This window comes from Amycolatopsis sp. FU40, from assembly GCF_021903635.1.
Lineage (GTDB): Bacteria > Actinomycetota > Actinomycetes > Mycobacteriales > Pseudonocardiaceae > Amycolatopsis > Amycolatopsis dendrobii.
Window position 1 is genome coordinate 589,116 of sequence record NZ_CP091381.1, and the last position, 22,696, is coordinate 611,811.

Sequence of the window (22,696 nt, forward strand, 5' to 3'; positions counted from 1 at the left end):
AGGGGACGGGAATGTACGAGCTTTCGCGGGTCCGCCTGCATTCGGTGGGCCCGGCGGGCGCCCGGTACCAGGACGTGGTGCTGGACTTCAGCGGCGTCGGGGCCACGATCACCGCGCCGAAGCAGGACGCGCTGTTCTCCGCGGGCATCCACGCCGGCGGCCCGGTGCGCCGCCCGTCGCCGGCGAGCGTGCTGTTCCTGGAGAACGGCGGCGGCAAGTCCGTGCTGATCAAGCTGATCTTCTCGGTGATGCTGCCCGGGCGGCGCCAGGTCGTCGGCACCACGAGCACGAAGGTGCTGGAGAAGTTCGTGACGGCCAAGGACGTCGCGCACGTGGTGCTGGAGTGGCTGCACGTCGAGACCGGCCAGCGGGTGATCACCGGCAAGGTGTCGGAGTGGCGCGGGCACGTGACGTCCGCGGACTCGGAGAACCTCGTCGACTCCTGGTACTGCTTCCGCCCGACCGCCGACGTCGCCCTCGATTCGCTGCCGCTGACCGAGGACGGCAGGCTGCTCACCATGTCCGGGTTCCACGACCGGATCGCGGGCGCGGCGATGGCCGAACCGGAGCTGGAGCTGTTCTGGACGCGCCGCCATCACGAATGGACCGGGCGGCTCGACCAGCTCGGCCTCGACACCGAGCTGTTCCGCTACCAGCGCGCGATGAACGCGGGCGAGGGCGAGGCGGCCGATGCGTTCCAGTTCTCCACCGACGAGGCGTTCGTGGAGTTCCTGCTGCGCGCGGTGCTGTCCGAGGACGAGCCGAAGGACCTCGCCGAGGTCGTGTCGACGTACGCGAACAACCTCGCGCAGCGCGGCGATCTGATGGCGGAGAAGGAATTCGTCGAGGGCGCGCTGGAACTGCTCGGTCCGCTGGCCGAGGAGGAAGGCGTGGCCGCGGCTTCGCGGCGGATCGCGGATTCGGCGCGCGAGGATCTCGGCGAGCTGGCCGGGCGGATCCACGCGCGCAACGAGCTCGAGAACGCGCGGCTGTCGGGGCTTGAAGAGCACGTCGAGGAAGTGCGGAGTGCGGAAAAGCTCGCCGAGGGCGATCATCGGCGGCTGACCGCGGGTGTGACCGAGCTGCGTCGGCTGGTCGCGGTGCTGCGGTTGGAAGAAGCACAGATCGAACGCGAGCGCGTCGACGGCGAGCTGGCCGAGGCGAAGACGCAGGCTGAAGCGTGGCGCGAAACCGCGACGGTGCTGAACCGGTTGAACGCGGCGCGCAAGGCGAAAGACCTGCGTGAACTGGTCGGAAACCGCGAAGAGAAGGCGAAGCCCGCGTTGGCCGCGCGGGATGCGGCGGCGGTCGCGTTGGGGCGCGGTTTGCTTTCGCTGGCGCGTGACGCGCAGCGGCAGGCGGACAAAGCCGAGGCGCACGCGGACGCGTTGCGCGCCGAAGCGGAGAAGGCGCAGACCGAGCGGGACGAGGCGGCGAACCTGGCTGCTGGCCGCCGGGCCGAGGCGCGCGGGTTGTCGTCGCGGATCGCTGAGCTGCGCGAGGAAATCTCCGAGTCGGTCCGAAGCGGACTGTTGACCTCTGGGGCGGACGTCGCGGAGGCGGCTCGGTCGGCGCGGGCGGAAGCCGAGGCCGCGGCGGCGGAATCCGTTCGCCGGGAACAGGAACTCGACCGGGTCGGCGAGGATCTGCAGGCGGCGCAGCGTTCGGTGAACGAGGCGCACCAGCTCGCCGGGTCCACTCAGGATCGTCTCGTGCGGGCGGCTGAAGACCTCGAACGCGCGCATCGGCGGACCGACGCGTTGGCCGCGGAACCGCGGTTGATGGAGTTGCTCGGCGCGGACGACGTCAAGCTGGAGAGCGACCTTCCGGTGCTGCTGCAGCGTTTGCGCGACGCGAGCGCGGCGGTGGAGAAGGAACAGACCGCGCTTCGGATGGAGGAGTCTGCTGACGAACGGGCGCTGGCCGCGCTCGGGTCGGGCGGGCTGCTGCCGCCGCCGGAGGACGTCCAGGCGGCGCTGGACGCGTTGGAGCAAGCCGGGATCACCGCGTGGTCGGGCTGGCGTTATCTGTCCAAACTGGACTCCGTGCGGCGTGACGAAGTGCTGGAGCGGATGCCGCAGCTCGTCGCTGGCGTGCTGCTGAACGATGCGGCACAGGTCAAGCGGGCGCGCGAAGTGCTGGCGGCGTCGCGGCTGTTGCCGAGCGCGGTGATCGCGGTGGGGACCACCGATGCGTTCCAGAAGGACGGTCCGGCAGCGGCGGGCGTTGAGTTCCTCGTGCCGCCGAACCCGGCGATGTACGACGAGGAAGCCGCCGACACCGAGCGGGAAGCCGTAGCGCAGCGGCATGCCGAACGGCAGCGTCGGCTGGAGCAGCTGTCGGAGTCGCTGGCGGCCGACGGCGCGTTGACGTGGAAGCTCACCACGTGGCGCGAGGACTATCCGGCCGGCGCGATCGGGACGCTCGCTGAGCAGGCCGAAAGCGCTCGCGTCGCCCGGGAGACCGCGCAGGCCGCGCTCGCGCGGGCCGAGGCGGAATTCGCCCGGTTGAGCGAAAAAGTCACCGCCTTGCGTGAGCGAGTCCCGGCGTTGCGGACCGCTTCGGCGGAGGCCGAGGAGAAGGCGCGTCGGCTCGGCGAGCTGTCCACGCGGGCCGCGCGCGTCGCCGAATGGACCGAAGAAGTCGAGCGGGCAACGGAAATCGCGGAACGCGCGGAGACGTCGGCGGCCGAAGCGTCGGCCCGTGCGGCTCGGTTGCGCGAGCAGGCGGCGGAGGAACAGCGGACCGCTGACGGACACCGTCGCACGGTCACCACCGCGCGGTCCGAGCTGGCCGAGGTGCCAGGTGCATCCGAGCTGCCGGAGGACGTCGAGGCGCCTTCGGAACCGGTGGACGCGTTGCGGCGTACCTTCGCGTCGGCTTCGGAGGCGTACGCGAAGGTCGAGGTCGGCAGCGATCTCCGGGCCGAGCTGGAGCAGGCCGAATCCGCCGAAGCGGCGGCGTCGTCCGCGTTGGAGGCGCTGGACGAACAGGTCCGGGTGCGCGCTGCGGCATTGCTGGAGACGCCGGACGGTTCGGACGCTTCCGCCCGGGCGGCGGCATTGGCGCGGGCGCGACGAGTCGTCGATGCTTTGGAAGAGGAACGCACCGAGGCGATCGGCCAGGTGTCGACGCGTCGGGCGGAGCTGGACGTGCTGCCGTTGCAGACCGGTGTCGCCTCTCCGGCCGAGCGCCCGCGCGATATCGAGCACGGCCTCGAGCTGATCGACGCGGCCTCGCTGGAAGTGTCCGCGGCGGCCCGGAAGTGGGAAGAGCTGCAGGAACGCCGAGCGGCGGCGGAAGCGACGCTGGACGCGGCCAAGGCTTCGGCGTCCGGTTTCGGGCTGCTGTCGGAATCGCTGGCGCACTTGCGCTCGGACGAGCCAGCGGAAGCCTACGACGGCGATGTCGAGTCCGCGCGGACCCGGTACAACCAGCTCAACACCGTCCTGAACGACGCGCAGTCGGCGGCCGATTCCGGCGACCGCAGGGTACGGGCGGCGGCGGACCAGCTGGCGCAGTACGCGACCGAGAAGCGGTTCGAAAAGCTCAGCACGCCGGTGCGGCAGCAGGTGATTTCCGTGAAGCGGGACCAGCTTCCCGCGCACGCGGCGGAATGGGGCGAGGCGCTGCGGCCCCGGCTGCGGACGCTCACCGACGACCTCGCGCAGATCGACCGCCACCGCGGCGGCATCATCACGCGGCTGCAGGGGATGGTCGAAGGCGCGCTGCGCACCCTGCGGTCGGCGCAGCGCGTCTCGCGGCTGCCGGACGGGCTCGGCGACTGGTCCGGCCAGGAATTCCTGCGGATCCGGTTCACCGAGCTGGAAGACCACGTGCTGGCGGAAAAACTGGGCGAGGTCGTCGACGAGGCAGCCGCGGGCAAGACCGCCGACGGCCGCGACGTGAAGCGCGACGGGCTGTCGCTGGTGCTGCGCGGGGTGCACGTCGCCGCGCCCAAGGGGTACCGGGTCGACATGCTCAAGCCGGATTCCGTGCTGCGCACCGAACGCCAGCGGGTGTCGGAAATCCGCGACGTGTTCTCCGGCGGCCAGCAGCTGACCGCGGCGATCATCCTGTACTGCACGCTGGCGGCTTTGCGCGCCAACAACCGGGGCAAGGCGCGGAACCGGCATTCGGGCGTGCTGTTCCTGGACAACCCGATCGGCCGGGCGTCCGCCGGGTATCTGCTGGAACTGCAGCGGGCCGTCGCGGAGGCGCTGGGCGTGCAGCTGATCTACACGACGGGCTTGTTCGACGCGGGCGCGCTGGCGGAATTCCCGCTGATCGTGCGGCTGCGCAACGACGCGGACCTGCGGGCCGGGCGGAAGTACCTGTCGGTGGACGCGACGATCCGGAATTCCCTCGACGACCTCGGGGATCCGGACGGGGTGGCGCGGCTTTCGGCGACGCGGATGTTCAGCCGTTCGTCTGTCGTGGCGGATCCGGCTGCCGAAGAAGAACAACCGGCTTGACGGCTGGCGCGCGGTCTGCTCGGATGGCATACCGCGCGCCGGACCCGTCAGTCGACGGGCAGGTACGCCAGCCCGTGGCCGCCTGCTTCGGTGTCCAATGCGGTCACCAGAGCGCGGGTCTCGGATCGACAGCCTCCGCTGGCGCGGCCCGCCACTGTCAAGGTCCACAAAGGACACGAACGGCGCTTCCTTGTCCGCCGGGGCACGCGACAAGGCGCGATCGACGCCGCACTCGCCCAGCTGAGCTTGCGCCGCTGGGTAGCCGTGGTCGTGCCCGAGGCCTCGCGCCTTGGTCTTGGCGAGCGAAAGCGACCTGGTGACCATCGGCATCGCAGGCTGGCCGGATCCTGGCTGCTTTGGACCCGCGAACCTTCCCGCTCCCGCTCGTCCGGCCATGCGTCGAACTGGGCCTCGCACCCCCCCCCTTGCCCGGCCCGGGTCGGGTTCCGGAGCCCCGTGTGCACCGCGCTGCTCGCGTGCCGCTGACCAGCACAGATCCGTTTTTGTCGGACCTTGCTGGTAGGAATCAAGCCGTGAAGATGACCCTCGCCCAACGCCGGGCCCGCCTCGGCGTACGCCACCATCTAGCGGCACGGGCGACGACCGTCGAGGAAGCAGTCGACGGCGTCGTCGCGCTGCATGCCACCGATCCCGCTTCCGTGTACCTGTCCGTCTGGTCGCGCGTGCGCGACGTCTCGGTCGCCGACGTCGAGGACGCGCTGTACTCCCGGCGCACCCTGCTGCGCATCCTCGGCATGCGGCGCACCGTTTTCGTCACCGACGTCGCCACCGCCGGTTCGGTGCAAGCCGCGTGCTCGTACGACATCGCCGCCCGCCAACGCCGCCTGCTGGAAAAGCAATTGGGCACCCTCGGTCATCCGGAGAATGTGCCGCGTCCCGCCGAATGGCTGGACGAGGTCATGGCGAGCGTCGAAAAAGCCTTGCGCGCCAGGGGATCGGCGACCGCCCAGCAGCTGGCGGAGGACGAACCGCGCCTGCGGCAGCAACTGCTGATGGCGAAGGGAAAACCGTACGAGTCGATCGGCAACGTCACCAGCCGGGTGCTGTTCCAGCTGGCCGCGGAAGGCCGCCTCGTACGAGGACGCCCGCGGGGGAGCTGGCAAAGCACGCAATACCACTGGTCCCCGCTGACCGATTGGCTTGAGAGTGCTTCCGGCTCTGGCACCGGAACCAAGTCCAGCGTTGCTGCCGACTGGCCCGGCCTCTCCGAAGACGAAGCCCGAGCCGCCTTGGCCCGGCGATGGCTGCACGCCTTCGGCCCCGCGCCGGTGGCCGACCTCCGCTGGTGGACCGGCTGGACCGCGGGCCAAACGAAAAAGGCACTGACCGCCGTCGCCCCCGCCGAGGTCGACCTGGACGGCGAACCAGCGATCGCCCTGCCCGGCGACCTGGCCCCGGTCGGCGACCCCGCCCCATGGATCGCCCTGCTGCCAGCCCTGGACTCGACCGCGATGGGCTGGCAGTCCCGGGACTGGTACCTGGGCCAGCACCGAACCGCCTTGTTCGACCGCAGCGGCAACATCGGCCCGACGGTCTGGAGCGACGGGCGGATCGTCGGAGCATGGGCCCACCGGCCGTCGGGCGAGGTGGCTGTGCGCCTGCTGGAGGACATCGGAACCGAGAAGACGGCAGAGGCGGAGTCCGAGGCGGCACGGCTGAGCGCATGGCTGGGGGAGGCGCGGGTGGTGCCGAAGTTCCGCACTCCGGCGGAGAAGGAGCTGGCCGGGTAGCCACAGGTGTGCACGCCGCCGCCAAGACCGCGGTCGGGCGGCGGGAGGGATCACTGGCCGAATGCCTCGGCGGCCCGGCCTGCCCGGTGGCTGGGCTGCTTGGCGATCGGGTTGCTGGTGGCTGGGCAGCCTGGCGATCGGGTTGCTGGTGGCTGGGCTGCTCGGCGATCGGGCTGCTGGTGGCTGGGCAGCCCGGCAGTTCGTGTTCCGCGCAGTTCTCTCTCCGGCGCCGGAGAGAGAACTGCCGTCCTCCCAGCGCCGGAGAGGTGAGCGCCGGACTGATGCCGTCGCCGAAGCCAGTCGCCCTCTGCTCAGCGCCGCCTGGTCGCTCTCGGCCGTTCTTAGCCTCGACGGCCTGACTGCCCGCCCTCATGCCTGGTCAGCCCCCGGCTGCCCGCGCCCAGCCTCGGCCGCCTGCGGTGCCGTGCCCCATCGCGATCTCCGGGACCGGCCCGTCCGCGCCGAGCCTGTCCGCTTCGTCCCAGCCATTCGCCCGCGCGGTCTCCGAGGAGCAAGCCGCGTTCGCGCCGAGCCTGTCCGCTTCGTCTCGGCCATTCGCCCGCGCGGTCTCCGAGGAGCAAGCCGCGTTCGCGCCGAGCCCGTCCGCTTCGACCCAGCCACTTGCCCGCGCGGCCTCCGAGGACCAAGCCCCGTTCGCGCCGAGCCCGTCCCGAACCCCGCCCCGCCGAGCCCTCTCGGCCGAAACCCCCGCCGCACCCCGCGCGCCACCTCGCCCGGCGAAACCGTCCCGACAGCGTGAACCGGGGCACCAAGACCGATCAAGCCACTGGTCCGCTCCCGCCGCCCGGCCCCGGGGGAGCGCTCGCCCCGTTTTCGCCCCTCACCCGGCTGAGCTGGGTTCTTAATCGATTCTTGACGTCTCCCGGCAGTGGTGGAAGTCTCGTCAGGGCAGTCCGGGGCAACGGGGCCCGCACGCTAGGGTTGCACCGATTCCGGAAGTCGCAGAAGTCGTCCGGGGCGGGCGCCCCGGGGAACTTCCGCAGTGACCAACTTCAGCGGTCGGCGGCCGGCGCGCCGCCGCCGTGATCAACACCAGAGGAGTGGCAGCAGTGACCGTTCGCGTAGGTGTCAACGGCTTCGGCCGGATCGGCCGCAACTTCTTCCGTGCCGTGAAGGCGAGCGGTCACGACATCGAGGTCGTCGCGTTCAACGACCTCGGCGACGTCGCCACCATGGCCCACCTGCTCAAGTACGACTCGATCCTCGGCCGCTTCCCGGGCGAGGTCAGCGTCTCCGACGAGGGCATCGTCGTCGACGGCAAGACCATCAAGGCCCTCGCCGAGCGCGATCCGGCCAACCTGCCCTGGGGCGACCTGGGCGTGGACGTCGTCGTCGAGTCGACCGGCTTCTTCACCAACGCCGACGCCGCCAAGGCGCACATCGCGGGCGGCGCGAAGAAGGTCATCATCTCCGCGCCCGCCAAGGGCGAGGACCTGACCGTCGTCCTCGGCGTCAACGACGACAAGTACGACGGCTCGCAGACGATCATCTCGAACGCGTCCTGCACCACCAACTGCCTCGGCCCGCTGGCCAAGGTCCTCAACGACGCCTTCGGCATCGAGCAGGGCCTGATGACCACGATCCACGCCTACACGCAGGACCAGAACCTCCAGGACGGCCCGCACAAGGACCTGCGCCGCGCCCGCGCCGCCGCCCTGAACGTCGTCCCGGCCTCCACCGGCGCGGCCAAGGCGATCGGCCTCGTGCTGCCGGAGCTGCTCGGCAAGCTCGACGGCTACGCGCTGCGCGTCCCGGTCCCGACCGGCTCGGCCACCGACCTCACCGTGACCCTCAAGAAGTCCGCCACGGTCGACGAGATCAACGCGGCGTACAAGGCCGCTGCCGAGGGCCCGCTGGCCGGCATCCTGAAGTACTCGGTCGACCCGATCGTGTCCTCGGACATCGTCACCGACCCGGCGTCCTGCATCTACGACTCGCCGCTCACCAAGGTGATCGGGAACCAGGTCAAGGTCGTCGGCTGGTACGACAACGAGTGGGGCTACTCCAACCGCCTCGCCGACCTGATCAAGCTCGTCGGCTCGAAGCTCTGAACCTGATGAGCGTCAAGAACCTCGACGACCTGCTGGGTGAGGGCGTTCAGGGCCGCTACGTGCTGGTGCGCAGCGACCTGAACGTCCCGCTCGACGGGTCGGCCATCACCGACGACGGCCGGGTCCGGGCCGCGCTGCCGACGATCAAGAAGCTCGCCGACGCGGGCGCGAAGGTCGTCGTCACCGCGCACCTCGGCCGCCCCAAGGGCGAGCCGGACCCGAAGTTCACGCTCGCGCCGGTCGCGAAGCGGCTGGGCGAACTGCTCGGCTCCGAGGTCCCGCTGGCCGGCGACCTCGTCGGCGAGTCGGCGAAGGCGCTGGTGGCCGGACTGGCCGACGGCGATGTCGTCCTGCTGGAGAACGTGCGCTTCGATGCGCGCGAGACCAGCAAGGACGCGGTCGACCGGTCCGAGCTGGCGGCTGAGCTGGCCGCGTTGACGCCGGGCGGGGCATTCGTCTCCGACGGCTTCGGCGTCGTGCACCGCAAGCAGGCCTCGGTCTACGAGATCGCCGCGGTGCTCCCGGCGTACGCGGGCGGCCTCGTGCTGGCCGAACTGGACGTGCTGAAGAAGCTCACCGACGACGTCAAGCGCCCCTACGTGGTCGCGCTCGGCGGCTCGAAGGTGTCGGACAAGCTCGGCGTCATCGCGAACCTGCTCACCAAGGTCGACCGGCTGCTCATCGGCGGCGGCATGGCGTACACCTTCCTCAAGGCCAAGGGCTACGAGGTCGGCACGTCGCTGCTGCAGGAGGACCAGCTGGAGCAGGTCAAGGGCTTCCTCGCCGAGGCCGAGAAGCGCGGCGTCGAACTGGTGCTGCCGGTCGACGTGCTCGCCGCCGACGGGTTCGCGGCCGACGCGGCGCACGAGGCCGTCGACGTCACCGCCATCCCGGCCGACCGCATGGGCCTCGACATCGGCCCGCGCAGTGCCGAGCTGTTCGCGCAGAAGCTCGCCGACGCGGCGACCGTCTTCTGGAACGGCCCGATGGGCGTCTTCGAATTCGAGGCGTTCGCGGGCGGCACCCGCGCGGTGGCCGAGGCGCTCGTGAAGAGCGACGCGTTCACCGTGGTCGGCGGCGGAGATTCGGCCGCCGCGGTGCGGCAGCTGGGCCTTCCCGAGGACGGCTTCTCGCACATCTCCACCGGCGGCGGTGCCTCGCTGGAATACCTGGAAGGCAAGGAGCTGCCCGGCGTGGCGGCGCTGGAGGGGAAGAACTAAGTGGCACGCAAGCCCCTGGTGGCAGGCAACTGGAAGATGAACCTCAACCACCTCGAGGCCATCGCCCTGGTGCAGAAGATCGCCTTCGCGCTGCCGGAGAAGTACTACGCGAAGGTGGACGTGGCCGTGCTGCCGCCGTTCACCGACATCCGCAGCGTGCAGACCCTGATCGACGCCGACAAGCTCTCCCTGACCTACGGCGCGCAGGACCTGTCGCCGCAGGACTCGGGCGCGTTCACCGGCGACATCTCCGGCCCGATGCTGGCGAAGCTGGGCTGCAGCTTCGTCACCGTCGGGCACTCGGAGCGGCGCGCGATCCACGGCGAGACCGACGAGCTGGTCAACAAGAAGGTCAAGGCCGCGCTCAAGCACGGCATCACGCCGATTCTGTGCGTGGGCGAGGAACTCGAGATCCGCGAGGCGGGCGAGCACCTCGAGCACACCCGCAACCAGCTGATCGAGGGCCTCAAGGGGCTCAAGGCCGAGCAGGTGCAGGCCGTCGTGATCGCGTACGAGCCGGTGTGGGCCATCGGCACCGGCAAGGTCGCGACCGCCGCCGACGCCGAAGAGGTCTGCAAGTCCCTGCGCGGGACGCTGTCGGAGAAGTACGGCGACGAGGTCGCCACCGCGGTCCGGGTGCTCTACGGCGGCTCGGTGAAGTCCGGGAACGTCTCCGAGCTGGTGGCCGCGGACAACATCGACGGCGCGCTGGTCGGCGGCGCGAGCCTGGACGGCGAGGAGTTCACCAAGCTCTGCGCGCTCGCCGCCGGTGGCCCGCTGCCCTGATCGTGGGCACTACCGGGTAGCCTGTGTGTTCGGTCCGTCACTAGAGCAGTGGACGAGTCCAGGGGTACGGTGAAGATCCGCACGCTGGTGCGGGTCCGGCCGTACCCCTGCATGCTCCGACAAGCACAGAGGATGACATGAAGCTGTTCCTGCAAATCCTGTTGATCGCCTCCAGCGTGCTGCTGGTGGTGGCCGTGCTGCTGCACCGCGGCCGGGGCGGCGGCCTGTCGTCGCTGTTCGGCGGGGGGATGCAGTCGAGTCTCGCGGGGTCCAGCGTCGCCGAGAAGAACCTCGACCGGATCACGCTGCTGCTCGGAGCCATCTGGCTGATCAGCATCGTGGGTCTCGGCCTCCTGCTCAAGGTCTGACCGGGTCCCCGGAAGGGGACTTGCGATCGGCGTGCCTATTGGGGGGCGCGCCGCCGATTCCAACGGGTGAGGATTCATGGTTGGCGGTAACGCGATTCGCGGCACCCGCGTGGGTGCCGGTCCTTCGGGCGAATCGGAGCGGGGTGAATCGGCGCCACGGCGCCGGGTGTCGTATTGGTGCGCGAACGGGCACGAGGCTCGCCCGTCGTTCGCGATGGACGCGGAAATCCCCGACGAATGGGACTGCCCGCGCTGCGGGCTCCCGGGCGGTCAGGACGAGCAGAATCCGCCCGCCGCGCCTCGTACCGAGCCGTACAAGACGCATCTGGCTTACGTGAAGGAACGCCGCAGCGACGCCGACGGCGAGGCCATCCTCGCCGAAGCGCTCGAGCGCCTCCGCCAGCGCCGCGAATTGATCTGAGGCACGGTTTCTCCGGGACCACCGGCTTCCCCGTCCGCGAGGGCGAGGGCCGGTGGTTTTTTAGTTCCCGAGGCACTGGGGCGGCCTGACCGGGGCAGGTCCAGACCACTGCGGCACGGTCAGGAACCGGTTGCGGTGCGTGAGAGGAACCCTGAGGGAATCAGATTTCGTCAGGGTTCCCCTCACGTACCGCCAAAGAGGCTCAGTCCGGCGGAGACACTCCCGTTCGGGGCGTATCGCTCAAGTGGTCCAGACCGGCGAGGAGCAGGTCTAGACCTTCGGAAGGCCGGTTTCCGGCCGGGCGCGAGCAAGCTCTCGGCAGGGCCAGGTTTCTTGACCGGTCCGGACCAATTTCAGGGTCCGGCCAGGCTCAGCGATCCAGCGGATACCGCGCCCGAACCCGGAATCCGCCGTCCTCCGTTCCGGACGTTTCGAAGCTTCCGCCCAGGAGCCGGGCGCGTTCGGCGAGGCCCGTGAGCCCGTGGCCGCCCGACGGGAAAGCCTCGCCCGCGCGGCAGGCGCGGGCGTTCTCGACCTCGATGTCCAGCGCGCCGCTCGCCGCGTGGATGCGGATCGTCGCCGTCGCGCCGGGGGCGTGTTTGTGGACGTTCGTCAGGCATTCCTGCACCGTCCGGTACGCCGCCGCCGAGACCTGGCTCGGCAAGGTGTCCGGGAGCTGCTCGACGGTCAGCTGCACCGGGACGTCGCACTCGCGGATCAGGTGGTCCAGCTCCCCGATGCCGGGGCGCGGGCCGTCGTCGCCGGAGCCGGAGCGCAGGACGCTCACCAGCGAGCGCAGTTCCTCGAGCGTCCGCGTCGACAGCTGGCGGATGACCTGCGCCGTCTCCAGCGCCGGGCCTTCCTTCGCCTGCGCCTGCAGCGCGCCGGCCTGCATGGCGATCAGCGTGATCTGGTGCGAAACCACGTCGTGCATCTCGCGGGCCAGCCGGGCGCGTTCCTCGGCGCGCACCGCGTCGGCGTGGAAGCGGCGTTCGCGGTCGCGGCTCTTCGCCAGTTCGCGCAGTTTCGCCGAGATCTCCGCGCGCGCCCCGATCAGCAGGCCGATCGCGATCGGCATTCCGGCCACCAGCACGCCGTAGATCCCGTCGAGGACGTGTTCGCGCCAGCTCAGTTCCGCGAACTCCGGCAGCGGCCACCGCACGAACCGGCAGGTGAACACCAGTCCGGCGCCGACCCAGGTCTGCCAGTGCAGTTGCCGCCGCGTCGCGAGCATGCCGAGGTTGAGCATCGACGCGAGCTGCGCCCATCCGGCGAAGAATCCCGGCACCGCGGCGAGCACCGCGAGGAACGGGAACCGCCGCCGCACCACGACCGCGAGGCACGCGGCGGCCGACAGGTACAGCGAATAGGGCTGTGCTTTGGGCGGCACGACGAGCCAGACGTCGAGCACCGCCAGCAGCACGACCACCGCTTCGACGGCGATCGTCGCGACGAGGGGCTTCCGGAACACGGCGAACGCCCCGGTCAGGCTGGCACGCCTGGCTCGCCGGGCGGCTCCCGCGGCGGAGCTGCTCATCGAGATGCCAGGAATCGAGAGTCCCTCAGTGCTCATCGCGGCGACCCCATTCGTCTTGTGGACTTAGTGATGAGATGCTCCGGCCACCCGATCGGGACGCGCGGCGGTGAACAAATGTGCGGATGCTAACGGGAACATGTGTGTTGCCAGTAAGTTTCACCCAGAGTGGTTCTAGTGGTGTTGTAATCTCCACGACTGCTCCAACAGGATGAACGAAGCGCGGTCGACATCACCTAGTGTCGATCACATCACCTTATGTTCACCATACGGCGGTTCCCACATACTGGTGAGCCGCTTTTTGGCCGAGTGTCAGTTGCTCCGTTTGCCGCCCAGGTCGACGCTGAGTCCGTGCCACGCGTACAGGGGAGAGATCACCCGTGCGGGTGGGAGGAAAGTGTCGCTGCGCAGTCGAAGGCCGCCGCGTCGTGGCGAGCACGGACGCGGCGGCCGGAGTGAGCGGGCGGCTGGGGTTTACGCAGGCGTCTCCGCCGTCGCGACGAGAACCGCACGGCCGAGCACGTGGCCGAACATGGTGAACCCGAGTACGGCGGGGGTCGCGTCCGCCGGGACGCCGATCGATGCGACATCCAGGGCGTGCACGACGACGAAGTAGCGGTGTTCGCCGTGGCCGGCGGGCGGGGCCGCGCCGATGAAGCGTGCGGCGCCCGCGTCGCCGCGCAGCTGGAAGGCACCCTCGGGCAGAGCGGAGCCGATGTCGTCGCCCGCGCCTTCCGGCAGGTCGGTGACGGCGGCGGGGATGTCGGCGACTGCCCAGTGCCAGAAGCCGGAGCCGGTCGGCGCGTCGGGGTCGTAGACCGTGACGGCGTAGCTCTTCGTGCCTTCCGGGGCGCCGGACCAGGACAGCTGCGGCGAAATGTCCTTGCCGCCGGGCACGCCGAAGATCCCCGAGAACTGCTCGGCGGACCAGGCCGCGCCATCGGCGACGGTCGTGCTGGTGACGGTGAAGCTCGGCGCCTCGGGAAGGCGCGCGAACGGGGAGTTGGCGGACATGGGTTCCTCTCGATGGAAGCGGGATACTATCGACTATAGCACTAATAATCGATGATTTTAGGGATCGTCTATCCTGAGACCATGAAGCAGATGCTGTCCGAGCAGATCTACGACCAGGTCCGCGACGCGATCATGCGCGGCGAGGTCGAGCCGGGGCAGGCGCTGAAACCGCAGGAACTGGCAGCGCGGTACGAGGTCAGCCTGGCCGTGGTGCGGGAGGCGCTGGTGCGGCTGGTCGGGGAGGGGCTGGCGGAACGGCTCGCGAACCGCGGCTTCGCGGTGCCCGCGATGGCCGATCGGCGGTGGCAGGAGATCGTCGAGGCGCGTCAGACGGTCGAGCCCGCGATGCTGCGGTTGTCCGTCGCGCGCGGAGACCTGGAGTGGGAGACGCGAGTGCGCGCGGCGGGGCACCGGCTCGCCCGGACGCCGATGTATGTGCCGGACGAAGGCAGCTACTACTCCGCTGCTTGGGCTGAGGCGCACCGCTTGTTCCACCGCACGCTGCTCGACGGCTGCGGGAACGCGGTGCTGTTGGAGAATTTCGACCGGATGTGGAGCGCGAGCGAACTGGCCCGGCGCTGGACGGTGCACCCCGCGTACCGGCTGCCGGCGGAGGACGTGCTCGCCCAGCACGAGGAACTGGAGCGGGCCGCGCTGAGCCGGGACCCGGAGGAGGCGGCGGGGTTGCTGATGGATCATCTGGCGGCAACGGCGGAGCTGTTGACCGGTGCGGGGGACTCGTGAGTGTCTGCGCCGGTTCCAACCCGGCGCGAACACTCACGACCGCCCGCCCGCTTCCCTTGCCCCGCAACGAAAAAGGCTCCCCGCGTCATCACGCGAGGAGCCCTTCCCGGCAACCGTCTTACTCAGCCGGCGGCTGGTACACCTTCGTAAGCTTCCCGGCCGCCTCGCGATCGAGGAGCCACAGCGTCCGCCGGTACCCGCGGGCGCCCGAGACCGGGATCTGCGTTTCCGGCGCACCCGCCAGTGCCTGCGCGACCGCGTCCGCCTTGGCGGTGCCCGCCGTCATCAGCCACACCTCGCGGGCACGGCGGATGGCAGGCAGCGTCAGCGACACGCGCGTCGGCGGAGGCTTCGGGCAGTCGCGGACCGGCACCACCGAACGCTGGGTTTCGCGCACCTCGGCGGTTTCCGGGAACAGCGACGCCGTGTGGCCCTCGCCGCCGAGGCCCAGCAGCATGATGTCGAACTCCGGCACGTCCGCGCCGGGGCCCGCCGCGTCGGAGAGGACCTTCGCGTAGGCCTCGGCGGCCGCGTCGACGTCGTCGCCGAATTCGCCGTCCGACGGGGCCATCGCGTGCACCCGCTCCGGAGCCAGCGGAACGTGGTCGAGCAGGGCTTCGCGCGCGCCCTTCTCGTTGCGCTCGTCCGAATCCGCCGGGACGAACCGTTCGTCGCCCCAGTAGATGTCCAGCCGCGACCAGTCGATCGCGTCCCGTGCGCTCGATTCCCGCAGTTCCCGCAGCACGGCGATACCCGTGCCGCCGCCGGTGAGCACCACCGACGCCGCACCGCGGGCTGCCTGCACGTCGACGATCCGCGTCACCAGGCGAGCCGCGGCGGCCGCGGCCAGCAGGTCCGGGTTTTCGTAGACGACGACCTCGGTCCGGCTCATGACGTGCTCTTTTCCGCGGTCTTGCGGGGCGTCTTCGGCTTCGCGGCGGCAGCGGGCTTGGCCGAAGCCTTGGCGGCAGCGGGCTTGGACCCGTTGGACGCGGCGATCTTGTGCAGCCCGTGCAGCGCCGCCTCGTAGATCTCGTCCGGGTCGAGCCGGCGCAGTTCCTCCACGAGACACTCCGGGTTGCTGCGCCGCTGCAACGCGATCCGCCGCGTCGGCTGGCCGGGCTGGGTCAGCGTGCCGACCCGTCCGTCCGGCCGCGTCAGCTCCACCGCGCCCGATTTCCGCTCCAGCTTCACCGAGATGATGCCCTGCGCGCTCGAGCTCTTGACCCGGTGCACCGGAGCCTTGAGGTACTCGGCGAGCCAGCCCGCGAGCAGTTCGGTGGACGGCGAATCGGCCTCGCCGGTCACCGTCGCGCTCGTGATCTTCTCGTACGGCGGGAGATCCAGCGCCGACACCAGCTGCGCCCGCCAGCGGGTCAGCCGGGTCCACGCCAGGTCGGTGTCACCCTCCACATAGGACTTCGCGCGCGTGGTGAGAGACCTTATCGGGCTCTTTTCCGCGGCGGAGTCGGTGATCCGCCGCTGTGCCAGCTGGCCGAGCGGGTCCTCCGCGGGGGCCTTCGGACCGGCACCGGGCCACCAGGTGACGATCGGCGCGTCCGGCAGCAGCAGCGGCACGACGGCGCTCTGCCCCTGCGCGGCCAGCGGGCCGTACAGCCGCAGCACGATGACCTCGCTCGCGCCCGCGTCGCCGCCGACGCGGATCTGGCCGTCTATGCGCGGCGCGGCCGTGCGCGCGCCCTTCGCCACGACGATCACCCGCGACGGGTGCTCGCGGCTCGCGTCGTTCGCGGCCTCGATGGCGTCCTCGAGCTTGGCGTCGTCGTCCGCGACGATCACCAGCGTCAGCACCCGGCCGAGCGCGACCTGGCCGCCCTGCTCGCGGATCTCCACCAGTTTCTTGTTCAGCGCCGACGTCGTGGTCGACGGCAGGTCGATGATCACGGACGCCTCCAGTGCCTGCCGGTACGCTCCAGCATTTCGTCAGCCGATTTCGGTCCCCAGCTGCCCGGCGGGTACTGCTCCGGCGCGGTGCCGAGCTTCGCCCAGTGCGCCAGCACCGGGTCGAGGATTTCCCACGACAGCTCGACTTCCTCGTTCACCGGGAACAGCGACGGCTCGCCCAGCAGCACGTCCAGGATCAGCCGCTCGTAGGCTTCCGGCGAGGATTCGGTGAACGCGTGGCCGTAGCCGAAGTCCATCGTGACGTCGCGGACCTCCATCGTGGTCCCCGGCACCTTCGAGCCGAACCGCAGCGTGATGCCCTCGTCCGGCTGCACGCGGATGACCAGCGCGTTCTGCCCCAGCTCCTCGGTGGAGGTGGAATCGAACGGCAGGTGCGGCGCGCGCTTGAACACGACCGCGATCTCGGTGACCCGGCGGCCGAGCCGCTTGCCGGTGCGCAGGTAGAACGGCACGCCCGCCCAGCGTCGGTTCTGCACCTCCAGCGTCACCGCGGCGTACGTCTCGGTGGTCGAGTCCTTCGCGAACCCGGCCTCCTGCAACAGGCCCGGCACCTTGGTGCCGCCCTGCCAGCCGCCCGCGTACTGCCCGCGCGCGGTGGTCTCGTCCAGCGGCAGCATCGGCTTGGTCGCCGCCAGCACCTTGGCCTTCTCCGACCGCAGCGCCTTCGGCTCGAACGACAGCGGCTCGTCCATCGCGGTGAAGGCGAGCAATTGTAGCAGGTGGTTCTGGATGACGTCGCGTGCGGCGCCGATCCCGTCGTAGTACCCCGCGCGGCCGCCGAGGCCGATGTCCTCGGCCATGGTGATCTGCACGTGGTCGATGAAGTTCGCGTTCCAGATCGGCTCGAACAGCTGGTTCGCGAAGCGCAGCGCCAGGATGTTCTGCACCGTCTCCTTGCCGAGGTAGTGGTCGATGCGGAACACCGACTCCTCGGGGAAGACGTCGTTCACGATCGCGTTGAGCTCCTTGGCGCTGCGGAGATCGTGCCCGAACGGCTTCTCGATGACCACGCGCCGCCAGGTGTTCTCGTCGGCCTGCGCGAGGCCCGAACGCGCCAGCTGCTTGGTCACCACCGGGAACGCGCCCGGCGGGATCGACAGGTAGAACGCGGTGTTGCCGCCGGTGCCGCGTTCCTCGTCCAGTTCGCGCACGGTCTTCGCGAGCCGGTCGAAGGCTTCGTCGTCGTCGAAAGTGCCCTGGACGAACCGGATTCCTTCGGCGAGCCGGTTCCACACCGACTCCTTGAACGGCGTCCGCGCGTGCTCGCGCACCGAATCGTGCACGAGCTCGCCGAAGTCCTGGTGCTCCCAGTCCCGGCGGGCGAAGCCGACCAGCGAGAACCCGGCGGGCAGCAGCCCGCGGTGCGCGAGGTCGTAGATGGCGGGCATGAGCTTCTTGCGCGCCAGGTCGCCGGTGACGCCGAAGATCACCAGGCTCGACGGCCCGGCGATCCGCGGCAGCCGCTTGTCGCGGGGGTCCCGCAGCGGGTTGCGCCAGGTGGTCACTGAGCGGCCTCCTGCACTGCCCGCACGAGCTCGGCGAGCCCGGCGGCGCGGTCGGTCAGGTGCAGCCGCAGCACCGGGCGCCCGTGCTCGGCGAGCACCTGGCCGTCGCCGAGCGCCTGCGCGTGCTGGAGCTGCCCCAGCGTGTACGGGCGGTCCGGCACCGACAGGTCCTCGTCGACGGCTCCGGTGATCTGCAGGAAGCTGCCGTTCTGGTGGCCGCCCTTGTGGTACTGCCCGGTGGAGTGCAGGAACCGCGGGCCCCAGCCGAACGTGGTCTGCACGCCGGTCCGCTTGGCGATTTCGCCGCGCAGCAACGAAGTCGACGCGTCGTCCAGCCGGTCCAAGTAGGCCTGCACCGCGATGTAGCCGCCGTCGGCCACCGAACCGAAGAACGCGCGCAGCACGTCGGCGAGCTTGCCGTCGGTCGAAACTCCTTCGCTGCCAAAGACTTCGACCGCACCGTCCACAGTGGCCGGCGCCTCGCCGCCCTTCAGCTTCTCCGGGTCGTCCAGCAGCGCGCGCGCCGCCTTCTTGGCCGCTTCGACGTCCGGCTGGTCGAACGGGTTGATCCCGATCAGCCGTCCGACGAGCGCGGTCGCGAACTCCCACAACAGGAACTGCGCGCCGAGCGGGCCGGTCACCGAGATCTGCGCCGCACCTTCCGCGGCGCCGATCGCGACGGCGGTCGCGTCCTTGCCGTGGTCGGCGAACCCGGGCGCGTCCGGGCCGTCGACCGCCACCGGCAGCAGGCCGGTGCCGAGCTTGCCGGTGGACTCGGCGATCAGCTGCTCCGCCCAGTCCGGGAATCCCTTGATGCCGGAACCGGTGTCGGCCAGCACCACCTTCTCCGCGCCCGCTTCGTGCGCTGCGCCCCAAGCCGCCGCGAGCTGCACGGCCGGGTTCTCCGCGGTGTCCTCGGCGAGCGTTTCCGCCACCGACGCGGCCTGGTCGAGCAGCCGCGCGACGTCCGCGCCCGCGAGACCGGCAGGCACGAGGCCGAACGCGGTCAGCGCGGAGTATCGGCCGCCGACGTGCGGGTCGGCCAGGAAGGTCTTGCGGTAGCCCTCTTTCTCCGCCAGTTCGGAGAACGGGGAGCCGGGATCGGTGACGACGACGATGCGCCGCGCCGCGTCGATCCCGGCGTCCGCGAACGCCTTGGCGAAAATCCGGCGGTGGCTGTCGGTTTCGACGGTGCCGCCGGATTTCGACGACACCACGATGACGGTGCGCTCGAGGTCGCCCGCGAGCGCGTCGGCCACCTGGCCGGGGTCGGTCGTGTCGAGCACCGTGAGGGGGACGCCGGCGGTGGCGGTGATGACCTCCGGCGCGAGCGACGAGCCGCCCATGCCGGCGAGCACCACGCGGTCCACGCCTTCGCTGTGCAGTTCCGCGCGCAGCGTTTCGATTTCCCCGATCAACGGACGCGACGACTTGTGCAACGTCGTCCAGGACAATCGGATCGACGCTTCGGACTCGGCGTCCGGACCCCACAAGGCGGAGTCCTTGGCGGCGAGCTTGGCAGCGGCGCCGTCGGCGGCCAGCCGCTGCGCCAGCGGCGCTGCCTTTTCTGCCAGTTCGGCGTCGACGATCACGACGCCGGTTTCGTCCCCGCTCATGGTCTCTGGTTCAGCCCCTCGCTTTGTTCAGCTGCCCGGTCACCGTGTCCAGCAGTTCCTGCCAGGACTTCTCGAACTTCTCGACGCCTTCGGTCTCCAGCGTCACGAACACGTCGGGCACGTCGATGCCCGCCGCGGACAGCTTGTCGAAGATCGCCTGCGCCTGCTCGCCCTTTCCGGAAACCGTGTCGCCGGTGATCTCGGCGTGGTCGGCGACCGAGTCCATGGTCTTCTCGGGCATCGTGTTCACGACGTCGGAGACCACGAGCTGGTCGACGTAGCGGGTGTCGGAGTAGGCCGGGTCCTTCACGCCGGTGGAGGCCCACAGCGGACGCTGCGCGTTCGCGCCCGCCTCGGCGAGCGCCTTCCACTGGTCCGTGGCGAACAGCTTCTCGAAGGCCGCGTACGCGAGCCGCGCGTTGGCGATGGCCGCCTCGCCCAGCAGCGCCTTGGCCTCGTCGGTGCCGATCGCGTTCAGCCGCTTGTCGACCTCACTGTCCACACGGGACACGAAGAACGACGCGACCGAGTGGATGCCCTTGAGGTCGTGGCCGTTGGCCTTCGCCTGCTCCAGACCGGCGAAGAAAGCCTTGATGACGGCCTCGTAGCGCTCGACGGAGAAGATCAGCGTGACGTTGACGCTGATGCCCTCGGCGAGCACCGCGGTGATCGCGGGCAGGCCCTCTTCGGTCGCCGGGATCTTGATCATCACGTTCGGCCGGTCGACGGTCTTCCACAGGTCCTTGGCCTCGGCCACCGTCTTGTCGGTGTCCTTCGCCAGGCGCGGGTCCACCTCGATGGACACGCGGCCGTCGACGCCGTTCGTGGCGTTGTACACGTCGCGGAACAGGTCCGCGGCGTTGCGCACGTCGGTGGTGGTCAGCTCCCGGACGGTGCCGTCGAGGTCCGCACCGCGCGCGGCGAGGTCGTTGACCTGCTCGTCGTAGGCGGCGCCCTTCGACAGGGCGTTCGCGAAGATGGTCGGGTTGGTGGTCACGCCGACGACGTGCTTGTCGCGGATGAGCCCGGCGAGGTTGCCCGAGTTCAGGCGCTCCCGCGAGAGGTCGTCCAGCCAGATCGAGACGCCTGCTTCGGAGAGCTGCGCGAGTCGGTCAGTCATGAGTGCACTCCCTTCAATTCAGTTCTTGGTGTTGGCGATCGAGCGGCGGGCGGCGTCGACCACGGCTTCGGCGGTGAAACCGAACTCGCGGAACAGCGTCGCGGCGTCGGCCGAGGCGCCGTAGTGCTCGATCGACACGTTCTCGCCGGCGTCGCCGGTGAAGCGCTGCCACGGCATCGCGATCCCGGCCTCGACCGAAACGCGGGCCTTGACCGTCGGCGGCAGGACGGCGTCCTTGTAGTCCTGGTCCTGCGCGTCGAACCACTCGACGCACGGCATCGAGACCACGCTGGTGGGGATGCCGTCGGCCTCCAGGGTCTTGCGCGCCTCGACCGCCAGCTGGACCTCGGAACCGGTCGCGATCAGCACGACTTCCGGGGCGCCGTTGGACGCCTCGGCCAGCACGTAGCCGCCCTTCTTGACGCCCTCGGCGTTCGTGCCCTCGAGCACCGGCACGTTCTGCCGGGTCAGCGCGAAGCCGGACGGGTGGTGCACGTCTTCCAGAACGGCCTTCCACGCGTACGCGGTCTCGTTGGCGTCCGCCGGGCGGACGACGTTGAGGCCCGGGATGGCGCGCAGCGCGGCGATCTGCTCGATCGGCTGGTGCGTCGGGCCGTCCTCGCCGAGACCGATCGAGTCGTGCGTCCACACGTAGATGACCGGGGCCTTCATCAGCGCGGCGAGCCGGACCGGCGGGCGCATGTAGTCGGAGAAGGTGAGGAAGGTCGCGCCGTACGGGCGGGTGCCGCCGTGCAGCGCGATGCCGTTGAGGATCGAGCCCATCGCGTGCTCGCGGATGCCGAAGTGCAGCGTGCGGCCGTACGGGTTGGTCTTCCACATGTCGGTGCCGGCCTCGGCCGGGCCGAACGAGTCGGCGCCCTTCATGGTGGTGTTGTTGCTCTCCGCGAGGTCCGCGGAACCGCCCCACAGCTCGGGCAGCGGCTCGGCCAGCGCGTTGAGCACCTCGCCGGAGGCCTTGCGGGTGGCGATGCCCTTGGCGTCGGGCTCCCACGACGGCAGGTTGTCCGCGAAGCCCTCGGGCAGCGTGCGGGTCGACAGCCGGTCGGCCAGCTTCTTGCGCTCCGGGTTCGCCGCGGCCCACGCCTCGAAGCGCTCCTGCCACTCGGCGCGCTGCTTCTCGCCGCGCTCGATCGCCTGGCGGGTGTGCGCGAGCACGGCCTCGTCGACGTCGAAGTTCTTCTCCGGGTCGAAGCCCAGCGCCTTCTTGACGCCCGCGACCTCTTCCGCGCCCAGCGCCGCGCCGTGCGCCTTGCCGGTGTTCATCTTCGTCGGGGCCGGGTAGCCGATGATCGTGCGGAGCTGGATGAACGACGGGCGCTCGGTCTCGGCCTGCGCCGCCTTGATGGCCGCCTCGATCGCGACGACGTCCTCGCCGCCCTCGACGGTCTGCACGTGCCAGCCGTAGGCCTCGTACCGCTTCGCGACGTCCTCGGACAGCGCGATGTTGGTGTCGTCCTCGATGGAGATCTTGTTGTCGTCGTAGAAGACGATCAGGTTGCCCAGCTGCTGGCGGCCCGCGATGGACGAGGCCTCGGAGGTGACGCCCTCTTCGATGTCGCCGTCGGAGGCGATCACGTAGATGTGGTGGTCGAAGATGCTCTCGCCGGGGGCGGCGTCCGGGTCGAGCAGGCCGCGCTCGCGCCGGGCCGCCATCGCCATGCCGACGCCGTTCGCGAGGCCCTGGCCCAGCGGGCCGGTGGTGGTCTCGACGCCCTTGGTGTGGCGGTACTCCGGGTGGCCCGGGGTCTTGGAGCCCCAGCGGCGCAGTTGCTCGAGGTCTTCCAGCTCCAGGCCGAACCCGGCCAGGTACAGCTGGATGTAGAGGGTCAGGCTCGAGTGCCCGGCGGAGAGGACGAACCGGTCGCGGGCGGGCCACTCCGGGTCGGCCGGGTCGTGCCGCATGGTGCGCTGGAACAGCGTGTACGCCAGCGGCGCCAGGCTCATCGCAGTGCCCGGGTGCCCGCTGCCGCAGTTTTCGACGGCGTCCGCGGCAAGCACGCGGGCGGTGTCTACGGCGCGGGTGTCGGTCTCGGTCCAGTCGGCCGGCACGTTGCGCCGGAGCAAGGGGTTGGTCTCGCTGCTAGAGGTTTCGGACACTGAACTCGAACTCCTGCGTCGGTGAA

General features: G+C 70.3%; 16 protein-coding genes. 8 read left to right on the forward strand and 8 right to left on the reverse strand.

Translation table 11 applies throughout. From position 1 onward, the window contains the following. The first annotated feature begins 11 nt into the window (after window positions 1-11). The 7 genes from L3Q65_RS04005 to L3Q65_RS04040 all read left to right on the forward strand — a co-directional run bounded on the left by L3Q65_RS04005 (window position 12) and on the right by L3Q65_RS04040 (window position 11,093). Window positions 12-4,475, forward strand: coding sequence for a hypothetical protein (locus L3Q65_RS04005; RefSeq protein ID WP_182896132.1), 4,464 nt, complete (start codon window positions 12-14; stop codon window positions 4,473-4,475). Window positions 4,476-5,014: 539 nt separating this feature from the next. Continuing rightward, on the forward strand, window positions 5,015-6,226 hold the full coding sequence (locus L3Q65_RS04010) for a winged helix DNA-binding domain-containing protein (protein ID WP_237601039.1): 1,212 nt from the start codon (window positions 5,015-5,017) through the stop codon (window positions 6,224-6,226). A 1,070-nt stretch (window positions 6,227-7,296) separates the two neighbouring features. Beyond that, window positions 7,297-8,298, forward strand: a complete 1,002-nt coding sequence (gene gap / locus L3Q65_RS04020) for a type I glyceraldehyde-3-phosphate dehydrogenase (RefSeq protein ID WP_182896131.1) — start codon at window positions 7,297-7,299, stop codon at window positions 8,296-8,298. Between the two features lie 5 nt (window positions 8,299-8,303). Further along, window positions 8,304-9,518, forward strand: coding sequence for a phosphoglycerate kinase (gene pgk, locus L3Q65_RS04025; RefSeq protein WP_182896130.1), 1,215 nt, complete (start codon window positions 8,304-8,306; stop codon window positions 9,516-9,518). After that, complete coding sequence (tpiA, locus tag L3Q65_RS04030) at window positions 9,519-10,304, forward strand: triose-phosphate isomerase (RefSeq protein ID WP_182896129.1); 786 nt, start codon at window positions 9,519-9,521, stop codon at window positions 10,302-10,304. It abuts the gene before it with no gap. Window positions 10,305-10,441: 137 nt separating this feature from the next. Continuing rightward, window positions 10,442-10,672 (forward strand): preprotein translocase subunit SecG, encoded by a 231-nt coding sequence (secG, locus tag L3Q65_RS04035; RefSeq protein WP_033292761.1) that lies wholly within the window; start codon window positions 10,442-10,444, stop codon window positions 10,670-10,672. Window positions 10,673-10,748: 76 nt separating this feature from the next. Next, window positions 10,749-11,093 (forward strand): RNA polymerase-binding protein RbpA, encoded by a 345-nt coding sequence (locus L3Q65_RS04040; protein ID WP_009075886.1) that lies wholly within the window; start codon window positions 10,749-10,751, stop codon window positions 11,091-11,093. Between the two features lie 370 nt (window positions 11,094-11,463). Here the strand turns inward: L3Q65_RS04040 and L3Q65_RS04045 are convergent, their stop codons facing one another. Beyond that, window positions 11,464-12,666 (reverse strand): sensor histidine kinase, encoded by a 1,203-nt coding sequence (locus tag L3Q65_RS04045; protein WP_182896128.1) that lies wholly within the window; start codon window positions 12,664-12,666, stop codon window positions 11,464-11,466. A 435-nt stretch (window positions 12,667-13,101) separates the two neighbouring features. Beyond that, on the reverse strand, window positions 13,102-13,641 hold the full coding sequence (locus L3Q65_RS04050; protein ID WP_182896127.1) for a YbhB/YbcL family Raf kinase inhibitor-like protein: 540 nt from the start codon (window positions 13,639-13,641) through the stop codon (window positions 13,102-13,104). 90 nt (window positions 13,642-13,731) lie between these two features. Between L3Q65_RS04050 and L3Q65_RS04055 the strand changes: the two genes are divergently transcribed. Continuing rightward, complete coding sequence (locus L3Q65_RS04055) at window positions 13,732-14,385, forward strand: GntR family transcriptional regulator (RefSeq protein ID WP_220508587.1); 654 nt, start codon at window positions 13,732-13,734, stop codon at window positions 14,383-14,385. Between the two features lie 118 nt (window positions 14,386-14,503). On the opposite strand, the gene pgl is transcribed toward L3Q65_RS04055, so the two are convergent. Genes pgl through tkt form a run of 6 tightly spaced genes read right to left on the reverse strand, consistent with a single transcriptional unit; the run spans window position 14,504 to window position 22,670 of the window. Beyond that, window positions 14,504-15,277 (reverse strand): 6-phosphogluconolactonase, encoded by a 774-nt coding sequence (pgl, locus tag L3Q65_RS04060; RefSeq protein ID WP_037814650.1) that lies wholly within the window; start codon window positions 15,275-15,277, stop codon window positions 14,504-14,506. After that, on the reverse strand, window positions 15,274-16,290 hold the full coding sequence (gene opcA / locus L3Q65_RS04065; RefSeq protein ID WP_182896125.1) for a glucose-6-phosphate dehydrogenase assembly protein OpcA: 1,017 nt from the start codon (window positions 16,288-16,290) through the stop codon (window positions 15,274-15,276). Before opcA ends, pgl begins: the two co-directional genes overlap by 4 nt. Beyond that, on the reverse strand, window positions 16,287-17,816 hold the full coding sequence (gene zwf / locus L3Q65_RS04070; RefSeq protein ID WP_237598807.1) for a glucose-6-phosphate dehydrogenase: 1,530 nt from the start codon (window positions 17,814-17,816) through the stop codon (window positions 16,287-16,289). Before zwf ends, opcA begins: the two co-directional genes overlap by 4 nt. Further along, window positions 17,813-19,432 (reverse strand): glucose-6-phosphate isomerase, encoded by a 1,620-nt coding sequence (locus L3Q65_RS04075; protein ID WP_182896123.1) that lies wholly within the window; start codon window positions 19,430-19,432, stop codon window positions 17,813-17,815. The genes zwf and L3Q65_RS04075 overlap by 4 nt, the downstream gene beginning before the upstream one ends. 10 nt (window positions 19,433-19,442) lie before the next feature. Further along, window positions 19,443-20,552 carry a transaldolase gene (gene tal / locus L3Q65_RS04080; RefSeq protein ID WP_182896122.1) on the reverse strand — a complete coding sequence of 370 codons (1,110 nt, stop codon included), beginning with the start codon at window positions 20,550-20,552 and terminating at the stop codon, window positions 19,443-19,445. 18 nt (window positions 20,553-20,570) lie between these two features. Next, complete coding sequence (gene tkt / locus L3Q65_RS04085) at window positions 20,571-22,670, reverse strand: transketolase (RefSeq protein ID WP_237598808.1); 2,100 nt, start codon at window positions 22,668-22,670, stop codon at window positions 20,571-20,573. Window positions 22,671-22,696 lie beyond the last annotated feature (26 nt).